Genomic DNA, 26,681 nt, shown 5'->3' with positions numbered 1-26,681 from the left:
GCGCCGCGCTGGTGACCTCTCGCGATCGTCATCGGTACAGGCACCTCGTCTCTATCCAAGTCTGACCACGTACGCGGACCTGTGAGCGTGGTGACTGCTCTACGCATGCTCGGCAGGCACCGACGGCGCTAGCTGCAGCGGCGCATTACGGTTGCCCTCGTGATGTTCGGTCCATGTCCGCCAGTTCTCGTCTGATCTCCGCGTGAAGTTCTCCCGCATGCGATCCATAGGCGCAGGATGCGTGGAACACCGTCTCGATAGCGGCCTTGTAGGTGTCTTGGTCTTGAGCTGAGTACAGGGCAGGGATAGTCATATAACGGGGTTCATTGTTTGTTCCGAACGGGTTGTCGGCAAGGTCTTCGCCGACGCACCTCACGAATACCGCGGAGTTCACTGACGCCCCCTCCTGCGTCGACAGGCGCGCGAAAGCGTCTCCCACGTGCGAGATGTCGTCGAACGGCGCTGGCATAGCGGAATTGTCGCCGAGCGCGACGAGCGCGTCACGTATCCACAGTTCATCTGCAAGACCCGAGAACTCGCAGGCGCGAGTGACTGCATACACGGCGACCTGACGCGCGATGTCGGGGGTGGCATGCAAGATTGTTAGGACGAACGATCGGTCGAACTTCGTCAACGTCTGACCACCGTTGTAGGTGGCAACCTGCTCAATCGGCTGCCCACCCCACTAGTCGAGTCGGTGCTGGGCCGCACGTGGGTCGAGTTCGGTGCGCTCGGTCATGTCTCGTGGCCCGTCAACGTGCAGAGCCGTGACCCACTGCGGCTCGTCGTCGGCGGAAGGACTCTGACTCGGCCGGTGTTTGCTCCACGTCATCCGGAATCCCGTAGCCGGGCATGTCCCAACGCACGGCGGGACGCGGACTGGTGCCGTCGGTGGGGAACAAACGGATACGCCACTCGTCGTCTGGAGTGGTGGTGCCTGGCCAGCCGTAGTTCACAAAGCCGCGACCGGAAACCTGCACCAAGTACTCCCCCGGTAGAACCTGAACGTCGACGGGACTCATTGTCGAAGAGTCGATTTGAAGGACACCCTCGGGACCGATACGGAGTATGTCCTCGCAAATCTGTTGCCAATCCGCGTTGTCGTCGGGTGGACGGGCCGCGAACACTTCGACGTCGATGGGCATCTCGAAATTGTTCTGGTGCGGGCTCAGCACCACCATCGTCAATCCGTCGCCTGCGTTCGGCTGCGTCGCCAACGCCTGTTCGAGCAACGAAAACTCGTTGTCCAGGTCGCCCAGTCCGCCGCGCAGAACGAACTGCCCGTGGTCCATCGCCAGAATTACCCGCTCGGACACGGACGGCGTAGGCATCTGTTCAGTCATGCTTGTACCGTGCCATGTTGTGACCTCGCGTGCAGCTATTGTCGCCGCAGCGTTAGCCGGACGACCGAGTGCGCCATTCTGGCGATGGACCGCGCGGAGCCGCTCGTGAGCCGACAGCAGACCTCTGGGTTGACGCACCGGTTCAAAACCCGCGTCCAGTGTCAGTTCGTGGTCGTCCGGAGGCGTCGGAGCGAAGTCCGATTGAGTGCCAGTCTCCGGCCGATACTGCAATGATGTCTCGCCAAGCAGCAACGTCACACGCGCCCTCGGTCGTTCGCCCAACCGCAGTGACAGAACCGTCGGCACGCACGCCGAGAGTTCTCCGCCAACCGGCACAGATGCTCACTATCTCGGTCCAGTCGCCGACGCGAGTCTCCGGGGCGTGCGGAATACCCGCCGCAACGCAGCGTCCATCCTCACTGACGGCGACGGAATGGCGTCGTCCAGCAGCAATAAGGCTGCTCGCATTGCGTTGTCGTGCCGCAGAATTCCGCACTACCTGCCCCTTCCTCAGCACGTTTCATCGCTCTCACGCGGCCAGGCTCTGATCCGTCGTTGTGAATCGACGACGCAGTGCGAGCGATACGTACACAAGGCCGACGAGCACCGGCACTTCGATGAGTGGTCCGATGACACCGGCGAGCGCCTGCCCCGACGCCACCCCATAGGTGGCGATCGCCACTGCGATCGCGAGCTCGAAGTTGTTGCCGGCCGCAGTGAATGCCAGCGTAGTGGTACGTGCGTACCCGAGGCCGAGACCACCGCCGAGGGCGAACCCGCCGCCCCACATGACGGCGAAGTAGATGAGCAACGGGATCGCAATACGCACGACGTCCCAGGGTCGAGACGTGATCTGTTCACCCTGCAGCGCGAACAGCATCACGATGGTGAACAGCAACCCGTACAGCGCCCACGGACCCAGCCGCGGGAGCAGCACGCTCTCGTACCAGGCGCGGCCTTTCGCACGCTCACCGAGCCGTCGCGTCGCATATCCCGCGAGCAGCGGGATGCCGAGGAAGACCAACACCGACTTCGCGATCTGCCACGCCGACGTGTCGATGGTGGTCTGCTCCAATCCGAGCCACCCGGGCAGCACCGACAGATAGAACCAACCGAGCACGCCGAACATGATGACCTGGAAGATCGAATTGAGCGCCACCAGGACTGCAGCGGCCTCGCGATCACCGCACGCGAGATCATTCCAGATGACCACCATCGCGATACACCGCGCCAATCCGACGATGATCAACCCGGTCCGATACTCCGGGAGGTCGGGCAGCAACAGCCACGCGAGCGCGAACATCAATGCCGGTCCGACAACCCAGTTCAGCACGAGCGAGCCAACCAACATCCTGCGATCGCCGGTCACCGAATCGAGCCGGTCATACCGGACCTTGGCGAGTACCGGATACATCATGACGAGGAGCCCGAGAGCGATCGGCAGGGAGATCCCGTCGACCTCAACGGTCGCCAGTGCGTCACCGAGGCCGGGCACGCCACGTCCCAACAACAGGCCGACGACCATCGCGATGCCTATCCACACGGGAAGGAAGCGATCCAGAGTCGACATTCGACCCGCAACGCGCTCCTGCGCATTACTCATTCGACGACCCCGCAGTCGCGCGGCTCCCCCGTCGTCTCGGCCAAAGCGCCCAGTACCCCTGAAAGTTGTTCCAGTAGTGCGGAGTTGATCCGGTAGTAGACCCACGTCGCCCGTCGCTCGCTGTACACCAGACCGGCCTCCCGCAGCACTTTCAGATGATGCGAAATGGTCGGCTGTGCCAGCTCGAAGGGCCCGGAGATGTCGCACACGCAGGCCTCGCCACCTGGAGAGCGAGATACCTCGCTGAGCAGTCGCAAACGGACTGGGTCGGCGAGAGCCCTCAGTGCGCCGGCCCACCTCGCCACCTCTTCGGCGCCCATGCCCCGGCACGCGGCCGCGGACGACTCCTGATTAGACATTCATCAATATTGGCGAACGTCGAATCAGTAAGTCAACTTGCGCCACACCAACGCGTAGCGCCACATCGGGAGCAATCTCCAACAAGCACCGGGTAACTCGTCGTCCGCGACCCTGCGAACATCGCGGTACGAATCACGGGGAGGCCACACCGTCGGAGCTGAATGCTCCCAGTATCCGCGCCGCCAGGACAGCCAACGATGCTGGACAAGGCCGGCCAGGTGCATCCCGACTTCGGATGGTCGGGTCGTACGGGCCAGTCCCACGATCGCCACCACGCCTCCCGGCGCCGTCAGTTCGGCGAAACGACGCAGCGCGGCCCGTGTGTCGGGCAGGTGATGGGAGGTTGCGACCGAGACGACCGCATCGAATTGGCGGCCAAAGGAATACGTCATCACGTCTCCGTGCACCCACTGCACACCGTCGACCTGTGCACTGGCACGGTCAAGCACGTCGCCGTCGACGTCGATCGCGGTGACGCCCAGTGGACGATCACGTAGTTCAGCAGCGAGGAGACCGTCGCCGGTCCCGACATCGAGAGCGGTGCGGGCGTGATCGGGTATCGCATCCAGCACAAGGCGGTGGTAGTGGATGTTGTGGTTCCAGCGCACTCCCCTGTCGGCTCCCATTCCCCGACGCTACATCGACACCAGTCTTTCTCGGATGTGCCCGAATAACTGTGCGTCCACGAACGAGGACCGGAGTTGTCCCCTATCCCCCATAGCGTCGTCGACGTCAGACCACCCCACATCCTCTGGAGCACCCGATGACCCCATCATCTTTAGACTCGGACGACGTCACCATCGACAGCTCGAACACCTCCGCGCCCCGCGCCGAATCCTTCACTGCCGGTGAACCTTCCATCAGCGGAAAGGCTCGCACGATCGCGCTGATCTGCCTGCTGGCGGCGTCGTTCATGGAGTTGATGGACGCCACCGTCGTGAATGTCGCGCTCCGCACCATGCAGGTCGACCTGGCCGCGTCGCCGGTCAGCATTCAGTGGATCGTTGCCGGTTATCCGTTGACCTACGCCGTCGGGTTGATCCTGGGTGCGCGCCTGGGAGACCGCTTCGGTCGTCGCGCGATGTTCATCCTCGGACTCGCAGCGTTCGGTCTGGCCTCGCTGGCCTGCGGTTCGGCTCCCGGCCCAGCCGAACTGGTGGCCTTTCGCCTCATCCAGGGCATCGCGGCCGCGCTCATGGTCCCGCAGGTCCTGAGCAACATTCAGGTGCTCTATCCGCCTGCCGAACGAGGGAAGGCGATGGGAATGTTCACGTCTGTCATCGGTCTGGCCGCCGTGACGGGGCCGATTCTCGGGGCCGTGATCACCACCGGCGACTGGTTCGGCCTCGCCTGGAGGCCTGTGTTCTTGATCAACGTGCCCCTTGCGGTGATCGCGATCTGTGCCGCGATCGCATTCATCCCCGAATCACGCCCAGCGTCAACGCCTTCCATCGCACTCGGGTCCGCCGCACTTCTCGGCGGCTCGCTCGGCGCGATCATGCTCCCGATCACGCTCGGTCCCGAGAATGACTGGCCGGTGTGGGGATTCATGATAATCGCCGTGGGCGCTGCCGGTCTCTGCGCGTTCGGATGGAACCAGCAACGCACAAGTCGACGCGGCGTCGAACCCATGGTGCCGCCAGCGCTCTTCGCCACCCGATCCTTCACGATCGGCTTGGCGGCGTTTACGGCGCTGATGATTCCCACCGGCGGCTACTTCCTGGTGCAATCGCTGCATGTTCAGCTCGCGTTGGGCTGGTCGGTGCTGCACGCGGGCCTGATGTGGATTCCGTTCTCGGTGGCCGTTCCGGTGTCAGCGGGGCTGGCGGCAACGGTACTCGCGGAACGCTTCGGCAAGCGGGTGTTGCAGGCCGGCGGCGCAGTCTTCATCGTCGGCATGCTGCTCATGGACGTCGCCGAACAGTCGGCGCATCCCGCACTCTGGTTCGCGGTGGCGCTGATCGTCGCGGGACTCGGCTTCGGCGCCATCGTCGGTTCCGCGGGGCTGCTGGTGCTCAACGATGTACCCGTTCGACTCGCCGGTGCGGCGTCGGGAGTGTTCAACACAGCTCAAGCTCTCGCCGTTGCGTTCGGCGCTGCGGTTGTCGGCACGGTGTACAGCTCGGTCGGCGAAGGCAGCGGACTCGAAATTGGTTACCGCGCTTCGTTGTTCGTGATGATGGGATTCATCGCGGCGGGATGCATCATTGCGCAGACGATGAGGCCCGCGGGGGCGCGTACTCCCGCCGCCGTGCCAGCGCACTGATCTGACCGAGGATTCGACGATGAGTTTCGCGGGTACAGCGTGTCTGTACCTGCGACACTCTGATGTCGATGACAGGTACACCGAGAACGCGGGATGCCGAGAACGGGGACACGGTGACAACCGGTGCAACGCGAGATGACCCGACGACGAACACGGTGCTGTTCATCCACGGCGCGGCTGGGTACCTCGACGACCGACCGCTTGCCGCGGCGATCTCCGAGGCGCTCGGCGCCGAGTTGGTCATGCCGAGACTGCCCGACGACGATATGTCGGTGCCCTCGTGGACGTCGTCGATCAGGCCGCACGTCGACGATCTGTCGCCGGCCGACATGATCGTCGCCCACTCATTTGGGGCATCGATGCTTGTGACGTTGTTGCGGGCGATGTCGACACCACCGCGTCACGCGACACTTCTCGCGATGCCCAATTGGGGCCCGGACGGTTGGAACATCGCGGAGTACGACGTCGTCGGCGCCGAACCGACCACGTCGCTGACGATGCATCACTGCCGCGACGACGACGTCGTCCCCTACTCCCACCTGACGCTCAACTCCAGAGTTCTCCCGAGTGCACAAGCCCATCTGCACGACTCCGGTGGTCACCAGTGCATCGGTCTGGCCGGGGTGATCGCGGCAGGTGTCCGTGGGCAGCACAGGGCTGGCGAATCCGAGTGAGAATGTTCCCGCAACGATGTCGAGAACCGGTAGCCCGCTCCGCTCACCAGATGAGGACGACGAAAAGCGTGGTCCCCCGAGCCGGCACACACGAACCGGCGCGATACACGAGGAGTCATGATGCCGAAGTACCTGATTCTCAAGCACTACCGCGGCGGCCCGGAGCCGCACCATCCGTTCCCGACGATGGACAAGTGGGCACCCGAAGACGTGGAAGCGCACATCGCTTTTCAACATCACGTCAATGACATGCTGAGCGAGAACGGCGAGTTCGTCGATGCCCAGGGACTCGCCCCCACCCGGACATGGGTGCGATACGGCGGACCGGACGCGGCACCGGTGACAACCGACGGACCGCATCCCGAGACAAGCGACCTGATCGCAGGCTATTTCATGGTCGACGTCGATTCGTACGAGCGTGTCCTCGAGATCGCAGCCTACATATCGTCGGAGCCAGGTCCGGGCGGTGCACCCCTGTACGAATGGCTCGACGTCCGTGAGGTGATGTCGGCGTCGCCGTCCAACGCCGAGCAGATATGAGCAGTGCCACCTGGAACGAGGAGACGCTGCGGTCTCTCGTTCCGGTGGCACTCGCCACGCTGATCAGGCGCGGCGAGGACTTCGACGCCGCCGAGGACGCGATCCAGGACGCTGTGATCGACGCTCTTCGGGTCTGGCCCGATAGTCCGCCGAGAGACCCGACGGCCTGGCTGGTCAGTGTTGCGACGCGTCGCCTGATCGACGCGCGGCGTGCCGACGCCGCACGACGTCGACGACAATTGGCCATGGTCGACGGCGTCGAGTCCGAGCCACCCATCACCGAGCAGGGCGACGACACCCTTCTGCTGTTCTTTCGCTGCTGCCACCCCGACCTCGCGCCCGCCTCGCAGATCGCACTGACCCTCCGCGCCGTCGGCGGACTGACGACGCGCGAGATCGCCGCCGCCTTCTATGTCCCCGAATCGACGATGGCTCAACGGATCAGTCGTGCCAAACGCCAACTGCGCGGGCGCAGCTTCGATCGCCTTGGCGATGTAGCGGTCGTCCTGCGTGTCCTCTACCTGATCTACACCAACGGCCACGGCGGCCGTGTCGGGCTCGCGGACGAGGCCATCAGGCTCACCAGGCAACTTACGCTGCACACAGACGAACCGGAGGTACGTGGACTGCTCGCACTGATGCTGCTCAACCATGCCCGCCTGCCCGCACGGCACGCCGCCGACGGCTCGATCATCACGCTCGACCGTCAGGACCGGACGCTCTGGGACCGCGGACAGATCGCCCGTGGAGTACACATTCTGCAGTCCGCGCTCGCCGATCAGACCGAGGATCGCCCACCGGGGCGGTATCAGATCGAAGCCGCGATCGCGGCATTGCACGACGACGCTGCCAGTGCCGCGGACACCGACTGGGAGCAGATTCTCTCCTGGTATGACGACCTCGTGACGTTGAGTGACAACCCTGCCCGTAACGACCCGGCGGCGGTACTCGGCCGAATCGTCGCCGTCGGACATGCTCGCGGCCCGTCCGCCGGGCTGGCTGAAATAGACCAGCTCGCAACGGTTCTCGACGATCACCATCGCTGGCATGCGGTCCGTGGCCACCTGTATGAGCTCGCCGGCGACCGAGGTGCAGCAGCCGATGCATACACCGAGGCGGCACGTAGGGCCACCAGCGTCGCCGAGCACGACCACCTGATACGCACCGCGGCGTCGCTCCGACACAGCGACCCCACCCGCTGACGGGTCCGGGGCTTGTCGGTCAGCTAGCGCAGTTTCGCGCCGTAGACGTGCGTGACACGAAGTCGGAGCAATACCCGACGGTCGGCGACCATGACTTCTCGATATTCTGCCCAGTCCGGATGCTCACCTGCTCCGAGCCGGTAGTACTCGACCAGTGCATCAATCTCCGGTGAATCCACGTCTGTCGACGGCCCAATGAGTTCGGCATCGCCCTCAGCGGTCGCCCAGGTGTATCCGTCCGCGCTGGTGAATTCGATCGCAGCGTGCGGATCCCGCCGCAGATTGGCCGTCTTGGCACGTCCGTCGGTCATCGACACGAGGATGGTGTCGGACTCGCGGTCGTACACGGACGTGACAGGCGAGAGCTGAGGAATTCCATTGGCCTTGATCGTGGCCAGGATGCCGATACTGGTGTTCGCTATGAGATCCCGTGGGTCATACGACGCGTCAGTCATGTCGGTGGCAACCCGAATGGCCACTGCAGCATTCCCGCGCGAGCACGTTCAGCGCGCCCGACAGGTCTGTGGTTCGCTCGTCGACCCGGTGGGTGGGCGCCCGGATACGAGCAGGCCCGGGTGACTAAGCTGACCGACATGCGCGCAGCACGATCCTGGCTCTCGACAGGTCACGCGCGATGACGGCACTCGACACCGCGTCACCGTATGGGCCCGTCACCGTGCTGGAGTCAGCGCACGGCGGCGCCTACCCCTACGGCAACACCGTGGTAGTGAACGGCTCCGAGGCCACCCTGGTGATCGATCCGTCGCTCGAGGTCACGCACGATCCAGCCGGCGCCGATGCTGTGATGATCAGTCACGCGCACGAAGACCACATCGCCGGACTCAAGCATTTCGACTGTCCGGCCCATGTGCACACCAAAGATGTCGAGGGCGTCCGCTCACTGGCGGCGATGATCGACGGATTCGGCCAGCCGGCGCAGCAGCGCGAGGCGGTCGAACAGCACATCCTCGACCAGTTCGACCTGCCGACGGGCAGACCCGATGCCGTCGCGATCGAGGGTGATCACACTTTTGATCTCGGCGACCTCAGTGCAACACTCATCCATCTGCCCGGGCACACCGCCGGGCACTGCGGAGTCCTGATCGAACCGATCGGATTCTGCTATGTCGCCGACATCGACCTCACCTCATTCGGCCCGATGTACGGCGACCTCGGCAGCAGTCTTGACGATTACCTCACGTCGATCGAGACGGTGCGCGGTGTCGAGGCACGCTGGTACGGCACCTTTCATCAAAAAGGCGTCATCGACGGTGCAGCCGACTTCCGCCGACGCCTTGACGACTTCGCGGCGGTCATCCATCGGCGGGACGACCGGCTCCTCGAATTCCTCGCCGAACCTCGCACTCTCGGCGACATCGTCGAGCACCGGCTCGTCTACCGACCACACGTGTCGATGCCCTTCGTCGACGCGGTCGAGAAACGCACCGCAACGCTCCATCTCGAGCGGCACCTTCGTCGACATGATGTGATCGAAGTCGAACCCGGACGGTTCGTCCGCGCCGGAGGGAGGCACATCCGATGACCACAGGCGAGCAGGAACGCGTCGACAATCTACTCGACGCCCAACGCCATGCGGAGGAGCTCTTCGAGGCCGTCACAGCGCGCGGACTGATCCGGCCCGGAGTCGGCGAGCGGGCACTGTCGGACGAGATTCGCGATCTGGCGAACGAGATGTTCGGTGTGACTAAGCACTGGCACAAACGCATCGTCCGGGCCGGAGAGAACACCCTCGAAACCTTTCGCGCCAATCCGCCCGACCGCATCATCGCCGACGACGACATCCTCTTCCTCGACTTCGGTCCGATCTTCGAGGATTGGGAGGCCGATTTCGGCCGAACGTACGTGCTCGGCGAGGACCCGCTCAAACACCGTCTCGCTGCGGCACTTCCCCGTATCTGGGATGCGGGCCGCGAGTACTTCCGTGCGCATCCCGACGTCACGGGAGCCGAACTCTTCGACCATGTCGTCGAACTCAGCGAGCAGGACGGCTGGCACTTCGGGGGTGAGATAGCCGGGCATCTCGTAGGCGAGTTTCCCCACGAGAACATCTCGGGTGACGACATCGAAAGCTACGTTGCGCCCGGCTCATCGGGGCCGATGCGTCGACGCGACGCCTCGGGACGCGAGTGTCATTGGATTCTCGAGGTGCATCTCGTCGAACCGGGCCGCCAATTCGGGGGCTTCTACGAGGAGCTTCTCGACCTGCCGTGACAGGCAGGTGTTGTGTGCGGGGAATGAGACTACTTCCCCACTCTCGGTGACCTTGTGCATGCTGTATTCCCCGACAGGGTTTGCAGCGTGTCCACCGCCTCTCGACGGTAGTCACCATGTCCAGTGCCGTTCGTGGCACCACGCGTTACGACGACCGCTTCTCCACCGCTGTCACGTCGAAGAGAGACTGGCCGGTCTCTCCGCTACCGCTACCGGCGCGTGAACACCACTCGGCCTCGCGGGCTCGAGCGATGCCCTGATTCATCTTGCGGTGTCAGGGATTAGGACACTGTCACGATGTCGTCGGGAAGAGGCTTTCGCTTTTTGGATGGGAATCCACACTGGAGTTGAACCAGCAACCGGTCATTCGAGAAAATGACTGCTCTACCAATTGAGCTAGTGTGTTCAGTCGACTGAGGATGTGCTCTTCCGTGCGGTTCCGAGCCTTTTGGGATCGGAATGCCGCACACCCTCGACCTTTCGGATGTCGGTCCTACTTGATCTCTCGCGTCTCGACGAAGCCGCCACGCCCCGTCTCCACGTCCGTGGAACACGCCCTTGACTGAACAATCTCGGACTGACGTTCCTTCCCTCGCCGCAACATTCGTCGCTACTGACCACACCTGGCTGGTGTCGGGTCACCGATCGGCTCTCCCGGCTCACACCGTCAGATCGCTTCGACGTTGCCTCCGCCCTGGGGCGAAGGTTCCGGCTCGGAGTGCATGGGGTACCGGGACTGCTCCCGGCGACGGTTGTCACCCGCCTTTCACCGGATCACTCCGGCTTATGCGCCATGCCGCACAAGTTTATTCGATTCAATTGTCAAACGTCCTGCGTCCGAACGGGTGTCGGTCGACCCGCACGGCGCGAGACAACACTCTATGGACCGCAGTCGCGCCGCACAACAGGTTTTCGTCGACCATGCGCCGGTAGTGGCGACGCCGACTCAGCCCTCATAGCACCGCCCACCGACAATTCCCGAACCTGAAGACAGGTTATCCACAGGCCTCTTACCAGCGAAAATAGACCTTGAATCGAACACCTATTCGTGTATTTTGGAGTCATGACCGATTCGGTGATCAGCCCCGCCGTCGCCCACACGGATGCCGCTTTCGACACTCCCACCCTCGTTGCTGCGCTGCGTACTGCGACGGACCTGGTGCGCGAGTTACTCACCGCGCACAGCGAAGACTCAACCGTCGTCCATGGCACGGTGCGCCAGTTGGTCGAGCTGCGCAATGTGACCGATCACCAACTCGCCGCACATACCCACGCATTGGGTCAGCTCGGCGTCGATAAACGCTACGGCCGCAGCATGATCGAGGAACTGGCAGCGGTAGGCCTGGCGCCCTCGGAGACCCATCGGCTGGTGCGCATCGGCCGCGCAATCGGCAGTTTGGGAACTGTCGACGGATACGCTGCCGACGGCGCATTCTCCGCCGCACATGTCGACGCCATCGTGCGCGGATTGGCCCACATCGAACAACGCAGCGCCATTTCCGTCGATGCCGACGACCGCCGCGCGTACGCGTCAGCACTTGCCTCCCAGGCTTTCTCGGGCGCGAACCCCGCCGACATCATCGACTACGCCCGCACGCTCGGCAATGTGCGCGCCGACTCCACAGGTGGGCTGCCGCCTTCCGAAGACCGCACGATCAACTCGCTCACCGCCACCAAGGTCGACGGTCGCCTGCGGGTGAAAGCCGATCTCGACACCGTGGGCGGCGAGAAACTGTTGACCGCCATCGACAGACTCTCGGCACCCGCACCCCAACCCGATGGCTCCCGCGATCTCCGCGGGCCCGAACAGCGATATGCCGACGCCCTCGAGATCATCCTCGATCTCGCGACCGGGAGTGCAGGTGCCGAATCGTCACCGAACAGTGACGGCGACACGGTAGTCAGCACGTTGTTCACCGGCCTGGCCTCGCCTACCCAGCTCGGGTTGACCATCCCGGCGGCCACGCCTGAACTTTCATCGCTGCCGTTCATGGGGGCGGTCAGCCAAGCAACCGCACGGCGTCTCGCGTGTGACGCCGACGTCACGGTGATGATCACCGACGGCGAAGAAGTTCCACTCGCGGTCAGCCGGACCAAACGTCTGTTCACGCGACCGCAACGGCGTGCCCTCACCAAGCGCGACCGGTGCTGCATCACATGCGGAGCACCCGCGTCCTGGTGCCGGGCACACCACATCGTGCATTGGGCCGACGGCGGCGACACCGACCTTGACAACGCCGGACCATGAACCTCGACAATCTGCCGGCCGCAGCATGATTCACCATATTCCCTGACCCGTAACACCACATCTATCCCGCCATCAATCGCACACTCGCCTCGCACCCGCCAACGACATCGGGACCGCGCACGATCGTTGAGAACTTCATACCGGAGGACATGGCCCCAAGAGGTGGGGCATCCGGCCACTACGTGTTGGGTGCCCCACCGAGATCACTCGTTGAGCGGTCGGCGCCGCCCGCCAGCGCATCGAGGCGCTCCCGTGCCCGCATCTGCCCGTCGGAGGCGGATTCGAGAGCGACGACGGCGGCGTCCCGCTGGGTCACCGCTGTATCGACAACACGTTGCGCGAAGCGCAGTTCGTGTTCGGCACCCGCAAGTTCCGCGCGCAGTCGTCTGACGCGATCCGCGAGATTGGCGACGGACTGCTCGGCGTCGTCGAGGCTGCGCTGCGCTACGTCGAGTTCAGCGGTGGCCGACACTACGTCGGCAGCGAATCGATCGAGCACTGCTCGGGCTGCGGCGAGCTCCGCCTCGCGGGCCTCGCGCTCACGAACCTCCGCCGGACTTTCTCCATCGCCGGTATCTGTCAATCCGTCGCTGGTGTCATCACTTGAGTCCGCACTCTCAACCGTCCTACCGGTGATGGGCTCAGCTGAATCGGAAAGCGCAGCCGAATCCGAGGGCGCAGCGGAGTCCGTGAGCGCCACCAACCCGGCTGGGCCGAACCCGCTGTATTCCATTGCGGATACTGCTCTTCCGCGCTGCAAGAGTTGCGCCGCCTGCTCGTCGCCGATGGCAGCGCGCAGCGTCGCGATGGCTTCTCTCTCGAGAGCCGCGCTCATGGGAGCGCCGATATCGGCGGCGAACGAACGCAGTCGCGTCATCGCCTCCCGCACAACGTCTTGTCGTCGTGCAGAGAGTTCACGCAGAAGTCCTGCCGACGATCGGCGCTGGGCCTGACGAAGTTCGTCGGCGACGGTCAACACCGGGTCGAATTCTGTGGGCGATCGGCGTATCCACTGATTCAGCAACCAGGCGACCCGCGTGGGCTTTCGCGCCCGCGAGATCTCGCGGGCGAGTTCGGCATCACCCTCCGCCCGCGCGGAACGTGCCAGTTCGCGCCGTCGTGCGACGAAATCTACTGGGGCGCAACCATACAACTCGTCGAGCGCGTCGTCGAGGTCCATGCAACGCTCCTCAGATGCCGAACTCGATGATCGCCCGCTCACCGAACTTTCGGAATCCCATCCGCTGTAGCAGTGGCGATGACGTGGCGGTCTCTGCATGGACGAGTCCGAGCGAGGCACCCCGACCTCTGGCATCGTTCAATCGGGCGACGATCGAAGCCCTGTACACACCGAATCCCCGATAGGCAGGGAGCACAGCGCCACCCCACATTCGAGCGACTTCACCCTCGAGTGTGTAGCCACCCGCGCCGGCCGGCTCGGCGCGGGCGGAGGCGTAGGTGGCGGTGTGGGCAACGAACAGGCCGGGCGGGGTCTCGGCGATCGATGGATCGTTGAGGATGGGCGGCGGGAATCCCCATGCATCGAGCGATATCTGCGCGAACTCGGCGACACCGTTGTCCGTGTCGACTCGCCTTGCCTCGACGCAGGGCGGCACCGGAATCTGTGCCACGATCTCGGGCGCCGTTTTCATGGCGACGATGTCGCGAACTGCGATCGTGACGGCGTCGCGCCGGTCGAGCTCGGCATCGTCGACGCCACCGAATAGTCCCGGAGCGCGTGTGAAACGCAGGCGATTGGCGTCGAGCTTGCGACCGTGGGCTGCGGCTTGGTCGAGCACCGCAAGTGGATCGCGTTGTGCGCCGTGGTAGTTCAGCAGTGTGGCGATCCCGTCGAGCACGTAGAACTCGTATCCGTCGATGTCGACGTGGTGTGAGCCGACCGGATGCCACGAGGATGTCCACCGTATCGATTCAGCGCGCACGCGCTCTGGTGTCCACATCACCAGACCAGCGTGCCACAGCAGAGACATGCAGCTCGCGACGTCTCAGTTTGAGAGAAATCCTGAATCATTCCAGAATGCGTTGCATACTGACTCACGTGTCTCCCACGCCGGAGTACGCAGATCAACTGCGTGCAGCCGAACTTCGCGTGACCCGCCCGCGGGTCGCGGTGCTGCAGGCCGTCAACACCCATGCGCACGCCGACACGGAGACCATCTATCTCGCCACGCGTTCGACACTGCCCGACGTCTCGCGTCAGGCGGTCTACGACGTGCTCGGTGCGCTGACCGAAGCCGGACTCGTCCGACGTATCCAGCCATCGGGTCTCGTTGCGCGTTACGAGGCCCGGGTCGGCGACAACCACCACCACACCGTCTGCCGCTCGTGCGGGGCGATCGCCGACGTCGATTGCGCCGCGGGGGTCACCCCGTGCCTGACCGCATCCGACGACAACGGCTTCGTGCTCGACGAGGCCGAGGTCATCTACTGGGGCCTGTGCCCCGACTGCACATCCACACCGGGGTCACACACGTGATCACAGCCCGTATCACCCACAACCGGAAGGAAAACAGTGTCTGAAGAGAACACTGCCCAGGAGCACCCGCCCATCGGCGAGGCCCAGACCGAGCCAGCCGAATCAGGTTGCCCGATGCACATCCGGCCCCCGGTCGAGGGCGGAGGCAATCAGCAGTGGTGGCCCGAGAAGCTCAATCTGCGCGTGCTCGCACACAATCCGCAGGTGATTCGTCCGCGTGAACCCGACTTCGACTACGACGCCGCGCTCGCCGACCTCGACGTCGAGTCGCTCGTCAGTGATCTCAAGGACGTGATGAAGGACTCGAAGTCGTGGTGGCCTGCCGACTTCGGTCACTACGGACCCTTCTTCATCCGTATGTCCTGGCATGCTGCGGGCACCTACCGGGTCGAGGATGGTCGCGGCGGAGCCGGTACCGGTATGCAGCGTTTCGCTCCCCTGAACAGCTGGCCCGACAATGTCAGTCTCGACAAGGCCCGACGACTGCTGTGGCCGGTGAAGAAGAAGTACGGGAAGGCACTCTCGTGGGCTGATCTCCTGGTTCTCGCGGGCAACGTTGCACTCGAAGACATGGGCCTGCCGACCAAGGGCTTCGCGTTCGGGCGGCCCGACGAGTGGGAAGCCGACGAAGTCTACTGGGGCGCCGAGTCGGTATGGCTGGGCACCAACCTGCGCTACCAGGGCGGCAAGCGTGAGCTCGAGGAGCCGCTGGGCGCGACCACCATGGGCCTCATCTACGTCAATCCCGAAGGCCCCGAGGGTGTTCCGGACTATTTGGCGGCTGCCGCCGATATCCGCGAGACATTCGGCCGGATGGCCATGAACGACGTCGAGACCGCAGCATTGATCGTCGGCGGTCACACCTTCGGTAAGACGCACGGCAATGGCGATGCCGAACTTCTCGGACCCGAACCCGAGGCCTCGCCGCTCGAGCAGATGGGCCTCGGCTGGAAGAACCCCCAGGGCACCGGGGTCGGCAATGACGCGATCACCAGCGGCCTCGAAGTGACCTGGACACACACACCGACCAAGTGGGACAACAGCTTCCTCGAGATCCTGTACGGCAATGAGTGGGAGCTGTTCAAGAGTCCTGCCGGTGCGAACCAGTGGCGACCGAAGGATGGTGGCTGGGCCAACTCGGTACCCGTCGCGCAGGGCAATGGCAAGACCCATCCATCGATGCTCACCACCGACCTGACGATGCGTTTCGACCCGATCTACGGTGAGATCACCCGGCGCTGGCTCGACCACCCCGAAGAACTGGCCGAGGAGTTCGCCAAGGCATGGTTCAAGCTGCTGCACCGCGACATGGGCCCCGCCATCCGGTACCGCGGTCCGCTCGTTCCATCGGAGACCTACATCTGGCAGGACAACGTCCCCGCTGCCGAGGGACCGCTGATCTCCGACTCGGATGCCGACAGCCTGAAGTCCGCGATCCTCGAAACCGGTTTGAGCGTTTCGCAGCTGGTGGCGACCGCGTGGAAGGCCGCGTCGACCTTCCGTGGCAGTGACTATCGCGGCGGCGCGAACGGCGGACGACTTCGACTGCAGCCGCAGCTCGGCTGGGAGTCCAGTGAGCCTGACGAACTCGCGCAGGTGATCAGCAAGCTGGAGTTGGTCGCCGAGCAGTTCAACTCAGAGCCCGGTACCAAGGTGTCGTTCGCGGATCTGGTTGTTCTCGGCGGGGCTGCCGCGATCGAGAAGGCCGCCAAGGACGCGGGCTTCTCGGTGACCGTGCCGTTCACGCCGGGGCGGACCGACGCGACTCAGGAGCAGACCGACCAGGACTCGTTTGCCTACCTCGAACCGAAGTACGACGGGTTCCGCAACTACGAGGGCAAGGGCAACGAACTGCCCGCGGAGTACAACCTCGTCGACAAGGCCAACCTGCTGACCCTGTCTGCGCCGGAGATGACTGTTCTGGTCGGTGGCTTGCGCGTGCTCGGCGCCAACTACAAGAACTCGTCGCTCGGCGTGCTGACGACGAAGCCCGGCACCCTGACCAACGACTTCTTCGTCAACATCACCGACATGGACGTCGAGTGGTCACCGTCGTCGGCCGACGACGGGACCTATGTCGCCGTCGATCGAGAGTCGGGCGAACAGAAGTGGACGGGTTCTCGGGTCGATCTCGCGTTCGGCGCCAACTCCGATCTACGGGCGCTCGCCGAGGTGTACGCAGAGGACGACGCCAAGCAGAAGTTCGTCGACGACTTCGTCGCAGCGTGGGCCAAGGTGATGGAGCTCGACCGCTACGACCTGCACTGATTCGTTCGATCACACTGGTGTTGCACCCCGCGGAGATCGTCCGCGGGGTGCATCCCTGCTTCCAGCCGCGAGGGAGCCTTACGCTATGACCCGACACGTCGGGCAGGTCACCCGTACTCGCGCGTAGCGCAACGATTCGACACAATCGTGCGGGGCCGCTGTTTCCGCAGTCACACATGCCGCACTCACGCACGTGACGCAGACGGGGCCCACACCGCGAAGACACGTGCGTGGCACGGTCCGCAGCCAATGGCGCTGCGCACCGCGTCACGCCGGGGTCTTCGCACGGCGAGCGGGGGCGCTGCCGACGAGCAGTTCGAGAAGAGAAGGGAGTCGGTGATGTTCACGCGCATTGCCATCGTGAACCGAGGTGAGGCCGCGATGCGACTCATCCACGCCGTCCGCGGATTGTCCGCCGAGACAGGTCAGCCCATCGAGGTCGTTGCCCTGCACACCGACGTCGACCGCAACGCCACATTCGTTCGCGAAGCCGACATCGCATACAACCTGGGCGCAGCAGCCGACCGCCCCTACCTGAACTTGAAGGTGCTCGAGCACGCGCTACTCGAGACCGGCGCCGACGCTGCATGGGTCGGCTGGGGATTCGTCGCCGAGGACCCGCTCTTCGCTGAACTGTGCGACCGCATCGGCGTCACCTTCATCGGTCCATCCGCCGAAGCGATGCGCAAACTCGGCGACAAGATCGGCGCAAAGCTCATCGCCGAAGAGGTCGGCGTTCCCGTCGCCCCGTGGAGCCGCGGGGCCGTCGACACCATCGACGACGCACTCGAGGCCGCCACATCGATCGGTTACCCGCTGATGCTCAAGGCGACCGCTGGCGGTGGTGGCCGCGGCATCCGCGTCATCACCAGCGACGACGAGCTGCGTGATGCGTTCGACCGCACCCGCGACGAAGCCGCTCGCGCCTTCGGCAGCGGCGTCGTCTTCCTCGAGCGCCTCGTGACCGGCGCCCGGCACGTCGAGGTCCAGGTGATCGCCGACGGTCAGAGCACCGCATGGGCACTCGGTGTCCGCGACTGCTCGGTGCAGCGTCGTAATCAGAAGATCATCGAGGAGTCGGCCTCGCCGGTTCTCGCGCCCGAACAGGTCACCGACCTGAAGTCCTCGGCAGAGCGGCTCGCCGTCGCCGTCGGCTACCGTGGCGCCGCGACGGTCGAGTTCCTCTATCACCCGGGAGAAAAGCTCTTCGCCTTCCTCGAGGTCAATACCCGCCTGCAGGTGGAGCACCCGATCACCGAATGCACGACCGGAATCGACCTGGTCCGCGCACAACTCCACGTCGCGTCCGGTGGTCGACTCGACGGCGATCCTCCAGCCGAGCGCGGACACGCGATCGAGGCTCGCCTCAACGCAGAGGATCCCGACCGCGATTTCGCACCGGCGCCCGGTCGCATCTCGCGACTCGAACTGCCCGCCGGACCCGGCATCCGTGTCGACACCGGCGTCAGCGCGGGCGACACCATCCCCGCCGACTTCGACTCCATGATCGCCAAGATCATCGCCTACGGCGCCAATCGCAACGAGGCTCTCGGACGCCTGCGTCGCGCCATGAGCGAGACCCGCGTCGTCATCGAGGGCGGTGCGACCAACAAGAGTTTCGTTCTCGAGCTCCTCGGCCAGCCAGCGGTCATCGACGGCAGCGCCGACACCGGCTGGATCGACCGTGTACGCGCCGAGAACGGTCTGGTGGTCAACCGCCATTCGGCCATCGCACTGATCGCCGCTGCGATCGACAGCTACGAGGAAGAGGAGGCCGTCGAGCGTCAGCGTCTGCTGTCGACGGCGTCGGGCGGTCGCCCACAGGTGCAGCATGAAAGTGGTCGCCCGCTGGATCTGAAGCTGCGCGGCGTCGGGTACCGGGTTCGCGTCGCACGCATCGGTGCGAGTCGATTCCGCGTCGCCATCGAGTCCGGCACAGATACCTACACGGCAGACGTCGACATCGAGCGTTTCGACGAGCACGCCGCACAAATGGTGCTCAACGGGGTGCGCTATCGCCTCGTCACAGACACGCACGGGCCCATCCACCTCATCGACGTCGACGGCGTTGCCCATCGCGTCAGCCGCGACGAGGGCGGTGTCGTCCGCTCCCCCGCACCTGCTCTCGTCGTCGCAACGCCCCTCGCTGTCGGCGACGAGGTCGAGGCCGGAGCACCCGTGCTCGTGCTCGAGAGCATGAAGATGGAGACCGTGCTGCGTGCGCCGGTCCGCTCGCGCCTCAAGGAATGCTCGGTATCGGTCGGCTCCCAGGTCGAGACGGGCGCGACACTGATGCGGCTCGAGCCGCTCGTCGACGACGAAGACGCCGACGGCGCAGCAGAGGCGTCAGCAGAGAGCGTCGAACTGGAGTTGCCCGCGGTCCCGGGCAACATCGACTCCGACGTCAGGACCACGCGCACGCAAGAGGATCTGCGCAGTCAGCTCCTCGGATACGACGTCGACCCGCACGACCGGTCACGACTCCTCGACGACTATCTCGCCGTTCGTCGTGAGGTCCGCGCTTCGGGTCGTCGACCGATCGCCGACGAACTCGAGTTGCTCACGGTGTTCGCCGATCTCGCCGAACTGAGCCAGAAGCGTCCACCGTCGGGCTCGACCCCCGGGTTCGAGCACGTACACAGTTCGCGTGAGAACTTCCACACCTATCTGCAGAGCCTGGACGTCGAGCGCGACGGGCTGCCCGAGGCTTTTCACGAGCAGCTCCGGCACGCCCTCAGGCATTACGGGGTCACCGAACTCGACCGAACTCCCGAACTCGAGGCCGCGGTCTTCCGCATTTTCCTGACACTGCAGAATCCAGCCGCATCGGTCACCGTCATCACGACGCTGCTCCGCGAGTGGTTGGGCGAGCCGACGCCGCGCGACGAACTGCGCGAGGACATCGGCTTCGCGCTCGACCGAATCGTGGCCGCGACGCAGGTTCGCTTCCCCGCCATCGCCGACCTCGCGCGCGGCGTGATCTACGCCTGGTACGGCCAGGCGATGCTGCTGCGCGACCGCGCCCGCGTGTACACCAACGTGCGTAAGCACCTCAAGTACCTCGACGACAACCCAGACGCCGCGGATCGTGACGAGCGCATCGCCGAGATGGTGCGCAGCACCGAACCGCTTGTTCGCCTTCTGGGACAACGCATCCAGCGCAGCGGAACCGACAACACCGCCATGCTCGAGGTGCTGACCCGCCGCTACTACGGCAACAAGGGCGTCGACATCGTCTCGACGCAGACAGCGCAGGGCACAACGTTCGTCGTGGCTGCACGCGACGGCGCCAGCGTGGTCTCGGCAGCTGTTCCGTTCGCCGAACTGGCCTCGGCAGCAAGCGGACTGATCGAGCTCGCCCGTACCAATGCGTCCATCGCCGCGGACATCTATGTCAGTTGGGAAGACCAACCCGACGACTTCGATGCGATGGCGGCAGCGCTGCACGAGATCGTCGCGGCATCGCCGATGCCCGGTCAGGTGCAACGCGTCACGTTCACCGTCGCCGGTCGCGGTACCGCAGTCATGCACCACCACTTCACCTTCCGACCATCGGCCACGGGCATGGTCGAGGAACGCCTGATCCGCGGCCTGCACCCCTATATCGCGCAGCGGATGCGCATGGAGCGGCTCCGCAAGTTCGATCTGACGAGGCTTCCCTCGGCAGACGACGAGGAGATCTATCTGTTCCGCGCCGTCGCGAAGGACAACCCGGCAGACGACCGTCTGATCGCCTTCGCACAGGTCCGCGATCTCAGTTCACTGCGTGAGAACGATGGGCGGCTCCTCTCGCTGCCGACCGCGGAGACCGTATTGGCGTCGTGCGCCGACTCCATCCGCCGCGCCAAGCGCGGCCAGAAGCGTGCAGCCAACACCAACCGCATCATCATGTACGTGTGGCCACCGATCGATGCCTCGGAAGGCGATCTCGCGACCATCGCCGACCACATCAGGGGCACGACCGCCGACGTCGGACTCGAAGAGGTCCAGTTGATCGCTCGACGCCGCGACCGTGATACCGGTCAGCTGCGCAAGGTCTCGATCCGCTTCTCCGTCAACGCAACCGGCGGGTTCGACGTGGCGGTCGGCGAACCGTCGACCGAGCCGATCGAGCCCGTCGATGAGTACCGCCAGAAGGTTCTCAGCGCCGCTCGACGCAACACGGTGTACCCGTACGAGCTGACCGACCTGCTCGGCGACTTCCGCGAATATGACCTCGACGCCGAACAACGTCTGGTCCCAGTGCAGCGCCCGAAGGGCCGCAACACTGCAGCGATAGTCGCAGGCGTCGTGACGACGCCGACCGAGAAGTACCCACAGGGCATCACGCGCGTGGTGCTGCTCGGTGACCCGACGAAGTCGCTCGGTGCGCTGTCTGAACCCGAGTGTGCACGCGTGATCGCAGCGCTCGATCTCGCCGAGGAGATGAGGGTCCCCCTCGAGTGGTACGCACTGTCATCGGGCGCACGTATCTCGATGGATTCCGGCACCGAGAACATGGACTGGGTGGCGCGTGCACTGAAGCGGGTCGTCGAGTTCACACAGGACGGCGGCGAGATCAACATCGTCGTCGCGGGTATCAACGTCGGCGCCCAGCCGTACTGGAACGCCGAGGCCACCATGCTGATGCACACGAAGGGCATCCTCGTGATGACCCCTGACTCGGCCATGGTCCTGACCGGCAAGCAGTCGCTCGACTTCTCCGGTGGAGTCTCCGCGGAGGACAACTTCGGCATCGGCGGCTACGACCGGGTGATGGGCCCGAATGGCCAAGCGCAGTACTGGGCACCGAATCTCGGCGCTGCACGCGACGTGCTGATGTCCCACTACGACCACACCTACGTGATGCCGGGTGAGCAGACACCGCGTCGCCTCATCACCGCCGACCCGGTCGACAGGGACATCTCCGATTACCCCCACGTTCTCGCGGGAAGCGATTTCACCACCGTCGGAGAGATCTTCTCGAAGGAGATGAACCCCGACCGCAAGAAGCCGTTCGACATCAGGACGGTCATCCGAGCAGTCGCCGACCAGGACCACCAGGTACTCGAACGCTGGGCAGGAATGGCCGACGCCGAGACCGCGGTCGTCTCCGACGTCCACCTCGGCGGGGTACCGGTGTGCCTCGTCGGGATCGAGTCACGCGAGGTCTCCCGCCGCGGCTACACCCCGACCGATGGCCCGGACACCTATACCGCGGGCACGCTGTTTCCCCAGTCGTCGAAAAAGGTTGCCCGAGCCATCAATTCGGCGAGCGGGAACCGACCCCTTGTTGTTCTGGCGAATCTGTCCGGGTTCGACGGATCGCCGGAGTCGATGCGCAAGCTGCAGCTCGAGTACGGCGCAGAGATCGGCCGTGCGATCGTGAACTTCCGCGGCCCCATCGTCTTCTGCGTCATCTCGCGGTATCACGGTGGAGCGTTCGTCGTCTTCTCCAAGGCGCTCAACCCCAACATGACCGTGTTGGCGATCGACGGATCGTTCGCCTCCGTGCTCGGTGGCGCGCCTGCCGCCGCCGTGGTGTTCGCCGGTGACGTCAACAAGCGGGTAGACGCTGATCCGCGTGTACGAGAGATCGAGGCACGATTGGCACAGGCATCCGGCTCCGACCGATCGACACTGAGCGCCGAACTGGCCGACGTCCGCCAGTCGGTGCGAGCCGAGACAATCAATGCCGTCGCTGCCGAGTTCGACGCCGTGCACAGCATTCGTCGCGCCGTCGAGGTCGGTTCGGTCGACGCCGTGATCGACGCCGCCGAGCTGCGCCCGAGGATCATCGCAGCGATCGAGGGCAACTCCTCGTGGTCGCATCGCCGACACGAGGCCGACGACTCCGAGCAGGTTTCCACCGGCTCGGGATCGGAGAGCTAGCGCCCGGCACGCCCACCTGCTCGACGCGGGGCCGGTGGTCGGGACGATCCCGTCTACCGCCCCGCAGTCGCGCGGTGGGACTCAGGCTCCGTCTGACCCGGTCTCGCCCGCACCGGCACGCACGACGAATCGTCGAACACGCTTGCGTAGATTATCGATTCGCATGCCGCGCACCATCTCTCGCTCCTTCCCGGCGATCGCCGACGACGGCAGACGATGAACATTGCGCGAACACTCGAAATGCGAGCAGATGAGTGTGCCGAGGGTGTCTCCTCGACGACCTGCCCTGCCCACTCGACGTGCCGTGAACAACAGGACGTCATTGGGAAGCGACACGTCCTCACACAGCGCGCACAGAATTCGTGTGCGCGGCGGCACCGCGCCCGCCCGCAGGCGCAGCCCGACAAGTTGTGCCGGCGCGGCGCCCGAATCATCAGCTGGAACGTCGAGACCGTCCGCGAGGTCGACGACGAGGTAGCCGATCGACGGAGTCCTGGGATCTCGCCATCCCAGGAACTCGAGCCGATCCCAGTCGAGTGCATCGAAGTCGTCGGGCAGGCGGAGTTCCCTCCGCTCCCGCACCGACGCGTTGACGAGGGAAGTGCGCAGTTCGTTTTCGGAGATATGTCGCATGAAGAAGTCACCTGTTCGTGAGAGGCCACGCCACACCGGCGCGGAAAGCACAGTCATGTCGCGATGAATCGGCCACGCGCTCACCGGTTGGGCGAGTGCGTGGTCACAGGTGACGGCTATCTGTTGTCGGCGTACACGCCGACAACCTCCTCACGTCGCGCAGTGCGCACAGATGATGCGGACACGCTCTCGAGTGTGCCGCCCACCGACGACGGAAGTCAACGAGATAAATCGTCGACTCCCGTCGACGCATCACGTCACGACAGTGGCCTTCGTGCCCGACGGCACCGCGTGATCGCTCGCCGGGCGCCCGCCACCCATTGTGACTATGCTGGCGTTTTCCCGACGGCCGGTGCTGGCAGCGACGCCCCGACCGCCCCGCCGGGGCCGCCCGCGGAAGGAGCACCCGTGTCGATCGAGTCCGGAGCACATGCCAGACCCGCTGCGTCCGGCCGCCCGCCCGGTCATATCCGGTTGACCTCCCACAGTGGTGGCGTCGATGCCCCGCCGATCACATGGGGCGCGGCCACAGCGTCGGAGCGCGGACCTGTCATTGCCACCACCACGACCCGTGGTCATCGCAACGTCGTGGGCACCCACTCGGGCTCGTACAGCGTGTATCGCGCGCTGGCGGTGGCCGCCGGAGCACTCTCGCGCGAGCACCGCGCCGACCTGACGAATACGTCGCCCACCGATGTCGTCGGGCCCTACCCCCAGTGGAGCGACCCCGGGGCCATCGTGAGCATCGACCCGTGGGGCGCGACCATCGCCGAGTCGTTTCCCGACCTTCTGGCCGCCGGATACGACATCCGGCCCACCATCGCCATCACGAAGGCCCACGTCATCCTCCCCGAGATCGCAGAGGCGATCGCGAAGGGACGACTGGTTCCCGACGACGAGACCCTGCTGCCCAACGGTGCGGCACTGGTGACGAAGGCCGCGGTCGAACCGGTGTGGTACCTCCCGGGGGTCGCCGAGCGTTTCGGTTGCAGTGAAACCGAATTGCGTCGCGTTCTGTTCGAGGAGACCGGCGGGATGTACCCCGAGTTGGTGACGAGGTCGGATCTCGACGTGTTCCTCCCGCCCATTGGTGGGCAGACTGTCTACATCTTCGGCAACGCGCGCGACCTCGCCGACCCGACCGTTGAGCTCACCGCCCGGGTGCACGATGAATGCAACGGCTCGGACGTGTTCGGCTCCGACATCTGCACCTGCAGGCCGTATCTCACCCACGCCATCGAGGAGTGCATTCTCGGCGCACAGCGCGGCGGTGTCGGCTTGGTGGCGTACTCACGCAAGGAAGGACGCGCACTCGGCGAGGTGACGAAGTTCCTCGTCTACAACGCGCGCAAACGCCAGGTCGGCGGCGACACCGCGGATCAGTACTTCGCCCGCACGGAATGCGTTGCGGGAGTGCAGGACATGCGCTTCCAGGAGCTGATGCCCGACGTTTTGCACTGGTTCGGAATCACCAAGATCGACCGACTGGTCTCGATGAGCAACATGAAGTACGACGCCATCACGGGCTCCGGCATCGACGTCGGCGAACGCGTCGACATCCCCGACTACCTGATCCCCGACGATGCGCGCGTCGAGATCGACGCGAAGACGGCAGCGGGTTACTTCACCAGCGGCGCGGTTCCCGATGCCGACGAGCTCCGCAAGGCGAAGGGCCGGGGTCTGACCACATGACGCCGACCCACGCGAGCTCGACGAAGCCGACCGTCGATCCACTCGCTGTCCTGCGCAGCACAGACACGATCCGCCAGCGCGCCGGCACGTTACTCGCTCGAGCTCGCTCCGGTGATTCCCGCTGGTTCACCGTCGACGACAACGCGATCGGCGCAGTTGTTCGGCTCGTCGCCGACGTCACTCGCTCTCGCTACCCCGACCTCGACATTCCCTTCCACAGCAGATGGCGCCACTTCGAGGCAGCGGGCGTCGACAGAGTCGGCACGCTGGCTGAGCGCATGAGCGAGATGAGCCGAACCCAGCGGATACGCACGCGCATCGACCTCGCGGTCGTCAGTGTGTTGCTCGACGCCGGCGCCGGTCCCGAGTGGCACTACGACGAGCCGGGAACGGGCCTGCGCCTGGCCCGGTCGGAGGGTCTCGGCGTCGCAAGCTTCCACGCGTTCACGCGAGGGCTCTTCTCCGGAATGGTCGACGATCCGTTGCGCGTCGACGCCGCAGGCCTCCGCGCACTGACCTCCGATCGACTCGCCGAGGCATTTCAGGTGTCCGGCGACAATCCCCTCGTGGGTGTCGAGGGCAGGCTCGGGCTGCTCCACCGGTTGGCCGATGTACTCGGGGCGAACCCGAGCGCCTTCGGGGCAGATGGCCGTCCCGGCGGACTCGGCGACGCGCTGGCAGACGAGACCGGCGGTGTCGCAGCGGGCGATATTCTTGCCCTCCTATTGACGCACTTCGCGCCGATCTGGCCGTCCGACAACAAGATCGACGATCACCCGCTCGGGGACTGCTGGCGTCACGCCGACGTCGACGGCGTCGGCGATACCGCCGGATGGATGCCATTCCACAAACTGTCGCAATGGCTCGCCTACTCGTTGCTCGAGCCATTCGGCGACGAGGGCATCGCGCTGACCGGCGTCGACGACCTGACCGCGCTGCCCGAATACCGTAACGGCGGGCTGCTGCTCGACACCGGGGTCCTCGTTCCGCGGCCTGCGCAGTGGACAACGCGCGAGTGGCGTGTCGACGACGAGTTCATCGTCGAGTGGCGAGCGCTGACCGTCGCGCTACTCGACGAACTCGCGCCACTCGTCTGTGCGGAGCTCGGACTCGATGTGGGAAGCACTCCCCTTGCCTGCATTCTCGAGGGCGGCACGTGGGCGGCGGGCCGCGAGCTCGCCGCCCAACGGCGACAAGGACTTCCACCACTGCACATCATCAGCGACGGCACCGTATTCTGACCGACACGGAC

Annotated in this window: 21 protein-coding genes; 12 read left to right on the top strand and 9 right to left on the bottom strand. The window is 64.9% G+C overall.

The window, feature by feature from the left end; all coding sequences use genetic code 11:
* Positions 1–145: 145 nt before the first annotated feature.
* The 5 genes from GOACH_RS16495 to GOACH_RS16475 form a co-directional block, all read right to left on the bottom strand.
* Entirely contained in the window at positions 146–634 is a 489-nt protein-coding gene (locus tag GOACH_RS16495) for a hypothetical protein (protein WP_005177102.1), read from the bottom strand.
* A gap of 118 nt (positions 635–752) precedes the next feature.
* Positions 753–1,343 carry a hypothetical protein gene (locus GOACH_RS16490; RefSeq protein WP_174320845.1) on the bottom strand — a complete coding sequence of 197 codons (591 nt, stop codon included), beginning with the start codon at positions 1,341–1,343 and terminating at the stop codon, positions 753–755.
* 529 nt (positions 1,344–1,872) lie between these two features.
* Positions 1,873–2,946 (bottom strand): ACR3 family arsenite efflux transporter, encoded by a 1,074-nt coding sequence (gene arsB / locus GOACH_RS16485; protein WP_005177098.1) that lies wholly within the window; start codon positions 2,944–2,946, stop codon positions 1,873–1,875.
* Positions 2,943–3,305 carry an ArsR/SmtB family transcription factor gene (locus GOACH_RS16480; RefSeq protein WP_005177096.1) on the bottom strand — a complete coding sequence of 121 codons (363 nt, stop codon included), beginning with the start codon at positions 3,303–3,305 and terminating at the stop codon, positions 2,943–2,945. Before GOACH_RS16480 ends, arsB begins: the two co-directional genes overlap by 4 nt.
* 24 nt (positions 3,306–3,329) lie before the next feature.
* A complete protein-coding gene (locus GOACH_RS16475; RefSeq protein WP_005177094.1) occupies positions 3,330–3,932 on the bottom strand; it encodes a class I SAM-dependent methyltransferase in 603 nt (200 codons plus the stop codon).
* A gap of 137 nt (positions 3,933–4,069) precedes the next feature.
* On the opposite strand from GOACH_RS16475, the gene GOACH_RS16470 reads away from it, so the two are divergent.
* From GOACH_RS16470 to GOACH_RS16455, 4 genes are all read left to right on the top strand, one after another.
* Entirely contained in the window at positions 4,070–5,572 is a 1,503-nt protein-coding gene (locus GOACH_RS16470) for an MFS transporter (protein WP_005177086.1), read from the top strand.
* A gap of 155 nt (positions 5,573–5,727) precedes the next feature.
* Positions 5,728–6,246: an alpha/beta hydrolase gene (locus tag GOACH_RS16465; protein WP_005177083.1), complete on the top strand. Its 519-nt coding sequence runs from the start codon at positions 5,728–5,730 to the stop codon at positions 6,244–6,246.
* Between the two features lie 120 nt (positions 6,247–6,366).
* Positions 6,367–6,786 carry a YciI family protein gene (locus tag GOACH_RS16460; RefSeq protein ID WP_005177080.1) on the top strand — a complete coding sequence of 140 codons (420 nt, stop codon included), beginning with the start codon at positions 6,367–6,369 and terminating at the stop codon, positions 6,784–6,786.
* Positions 6,783–7,988, top strand: a complete 1,206-nt coding sequence (locus GOACH_RS16455) for an RNA polymerase sigma factor (RefSeq protein WP_005177078.1) — start codon at positions 6,783–6,785, stop codon at positions 7,986–7,988. Before GOACH_RS16460 ends, GOACH_RS16455 begins: the two co-directional genes overlap by 4 nt.
* A gap of 23 nt (positions 7,989–8,011) precedes the next feature.
* Here the strand turns inward: GOACH_RS16455 and GOACH_RS16450 are convergent, their stop codons facing one another.
* Positions 8,012–8,443 carry a PPOX class F420-dependent oxidoreductase gene (locus GOACH_RS16450; protein ID WP_040519009.1) on the bottom strand — a complete coding sequence of 144 codons (432 nt, stop codon included), beginning with the start codon at positions 8,441–8,443 and terminating at the stop codon, positions 8,012–8,014.
* Positions 8,444–8,622: 179 nt separating this feature from the next.
* On the opposite strand from GOACH_RS16450, the gene GOACH_RS16445 reads away from it, so the two are divergent.
* The 3 genes from GOACH_RS16445 to GOACH_RS16430 all read left to right on the top strand — a co-directional run bounded on the left by GOACH_RS16445 (position 8,623) and on the right by GOACH_RS16430 (position 12,468).
* Entirely contained in the window at positions 8,623–9,531 is a 909-nt protein-coding gene (locus GOACH_RS16445; RefSeq protein WP_005177073.1) for an MBL fold metallo-hydrolase, read from the top strand.
* Positions 9,528–10,220 carry a M24 family metallopeptidase gene (locus tag GOACH_RS16440; RefSeq protein WP_005177071.1) on the top strand — a complete coding sequence of 231 codons (693 nt, stop codon included), beginning with the start codon at positions 9,528–9,530 and terminating at the stop codon, positions 10,218–10,220. Before GOACH_RS16445 ends, GOACH_RS16440 begins: the two co-directional genes overlap by 4 nt.
* Positions 10,221–11,283: 1,063 nt before the next feature.
* Positions 11,284–12,468 (top strand): HNH endonuclease signature motif containing protein, encoded by a 1,185-nt coding sequence (locus GOACH_RS16430; protein ID WP_005177069.1) that lies wholly within the window; start codon positions 11,284–11,286, stop codon positions 12,466–12,468.
* Positions 12,469–12,646: 178 nt separating this feature from the next.
* On the opposite strand, the gene GOACH_RS16425 is transcribed toward GOACH_RS16430, so the two are convergent.
* On the bottom strand, positions 12,647–13,648 hold the full coding sequence (locus GOACH_RS16425) for a hypothetical protein (RefSeq protein ID WP_005177067.1): 1,002 nt from the start codon (positions 13,646–13,648) through the stop codon (positions 12,647–12,649).
* 10 nt (positions 13,649–13,658) lie between these two features.
* Positions 13,659–14,429, bottom strand: coding sequence for a GNAT family N-acetyltransferase (locus GOACH_RS16420; RefSeq protein ID WP_157227792.1), 771 nt, complete (start codon positions 14,427–14,429; stop codon positions 13,659–13,661).
* Positions 14,430–14,527: 98 nt separating this feature from the next.
* On the opposite strand from GOACH_RS16420, the gene GOACH_RS16415 reads away from it, so the two are divergent.
* The 3 genes from GOACH_RS16415 to GOACH_RS16405 all read left to right on the top strand — a co-directional run bounded on the left by GOACH_RS16415 (position 14,528) and on the right by GOACH_RS16405 (position 23,104).
* On the top strand, positions 14,528–14,965 hold the full coding sequence (locus tag GOACH_RS16415) for a Fur family transcriptional regulator (protein ID WP_040518979.1): 438 nt from the start codon (positions 14,528–14,530) through the stop codon (positions 14,963–14,965).
* Positions 14,966–15,001: 36 nt separating this feature from the next.
* Positions 15,002–17,233, top strand: a complete 2,232-nt coding sequence (gene katG, locus GOACH_RS16410; RefSeq protein WP_005177057.1) for a catalase/peroxidase HPI — start codon at positions 15,002–15,004, stop codon at positions 17,231–17,233.
* A 339-nt stretch (positions 17,234–17,572) separates the two neighbouring features.
* On the top strand, positions 17,573–23,104 hold the full coding sequence (locus tag GOACH_RS16405) for an ATP-binding protein (protein WP_005177055.1): 5,532 nt from the start codon (positions 17,573–17,575) through the stop codon (positions 23,102–23,104).
* Between the two features lie 81 nt (positions 23,105–23,185).
* On the opposite strand, the gene GOACH_RS16400 is transcribed toward GOACH_RS16405, so the two are convergent.
* Positions 23,186–23,737, bottom strand: coding sequence for an FBP domain-containing protein (locus tag GOACH_RS16400; RefSeq protein ID WP_005177052.1), 552 nt, complete (start codon positions 23,735–23,737; stop codon positions 23,186–23,188).
* 408 nt (positions 23,738–24,145) lie between these two features.
* On the opposite strand from GOACH_RS16400, the gene GOACH_RS16395 reads away from it, so the two are divergent.
* Entirely contained in the window at positions 24,146–25,429 is a 1,284-nt protein-coding gene (locus GOACH_RS16395) for a GTP cyclohydrolase II (protein WP_052004044.1), read from the top strand.
* Positions 25,426–26,670: a URC4/urg3 family protein gene (locus GOACH_RS16390; RefSeq protein ID WP_005177047.1), complete on the top strand. Its 1,245-nt coding sequence runs from the start codon at positions 25,426–25,428 to the stop codon at positions 26,668–26,670. The genes GOACH_RS16395 and GOACH_RS16390 overlap by 4 nt, the downstream gene beginning before the upstream one ends.
* Positions 26,671–26,681 lie beyond the last annotated feature (11 nt).

Source organism: Gordonia aichiensis NBRC 108223 (genome assembly GCF_000332975.1).
GTDB lineage: Bacteria > Actinomycetota > Actinomycetes > Mycobacteriales > Mycobacteriaceae > Gordonia > Gordonia aichiensis.
The sequence above is the reverse complement of the archived record's forward strand: the minus strand, read 5'-3'. Positions and strand labels throughout refer to the sequence as shown.

Bases quoted from the DNA above. Each gene is read 5' to 3' on its own strand.
- GOACH_RS16390 (WP_005177047.1), top strand. From the start codon at position 25,426: ATGACGCCGACCCACGCGAGCTCGACGAAGCCGACCGTCGATCCACTC.
- GOACH_RS16470 (WP_005177086.1), top strand. From the start codon at position 4,070: ATGACCCCATCATCTTTAGACTCGGACGACGTCACCATCGACAGCTCG.
- GOACH_RS16475 (WP_005177094.1), bottom strand. From the start codon at position 3,932: ATGGGAGCCGACAGGGGAGTGCGCTGGAACCACAACATCCACTACCAC.
- GOACH_RS16480 (WP_005177096.1), bottom strand. From the start codon at position 3,305: ATGTCTAATCAGGAGTCGTCCGCGGCCGCGTGCCGGGGCATGGGCGCC.
- GOACH_RS16460 (WP_005177080.1), top strand. From the start codon at position 6,367: ATGCCGAAGTACCTGATTCTCAAGCACTACCGCGGCGGCCCGGAGCCG.
- GOACH_RS16445 (WP_005177073.1), top strand. From the start codon at position 8,623: ATGACGGCACTCGACACCGCGTCACCGTATGGGCCCGTCACCGTGCTG.
- GOACH_RS16450 (WP_040519009.1), bottom strand. From the start codon at position 8,443: ATGACTGACGCGTCGTATGACCCACGGGATCTCATAGCGAACACCAGT.
- arsB (WP_005177098.1), bottom strand. From the start codon at position 2,946: ATGAGTAATGCGCAGGAGCGCGTTGCGGGTCGAATGTCGACTCTGGAT.
- GOACH_RS16400 (WP_005177052.1), bottom strand. From the start codon at position 23,737: ATGCGACATATCTCCGAAAACGAACTGCGCACTTCCCTCGTCAACGCG.
- GOACH_RS16420 (WP_157227792.1), bottom strand. From the start codon at position 14,429: ATGTGGACACCAGAGCGCGTGCGCGCTGAATCGATACGGTGGACATCC.
- GOACH_RS16440 (WP_005177071.1), top strand. From the start codon at position 9,528: ATGACCACAGGCGAGCAGGAACGCGTCGACAATCTACTCGACGCCCAA.
- GOACH_RS16490 (WP_174320845.1), bottom strand. From the start codon at position 1,343: ATGACTGAACAGATGCCTACGCCGTCCGTGTCCGAGCGGGTAATTCTG.
- GOACH_RS16405 (WP_005177055.1), top strand. From the start codon at position 17,573: ATGTTCACGCGCATTGCCATCGTGAACCGAGGTGAGGCCGCGATGCGA.
- GOACH_RS16430 (WP_005177069.1), top strand. From the start codon at position 11,284: ATGACCGATTCGGTGATCAGCCCCGCCGTCGCCCACACGGATGCCGCT.
- GOACH_RS16455 (WP_005177078.1), top strand. From the start codon at position 6,783: ATGAGCAGTGCCACCTGGAACGAGGAGACGCTGCGGTCTCTCGTTCCG.
- GOACH_RS16425 (WP_005177067.1), bottom strand. From the start codon at position 13,648: ATGGACCTCGACGACGCGCTCGACGAGTTGTATGGTTGCGCCCCAGTA.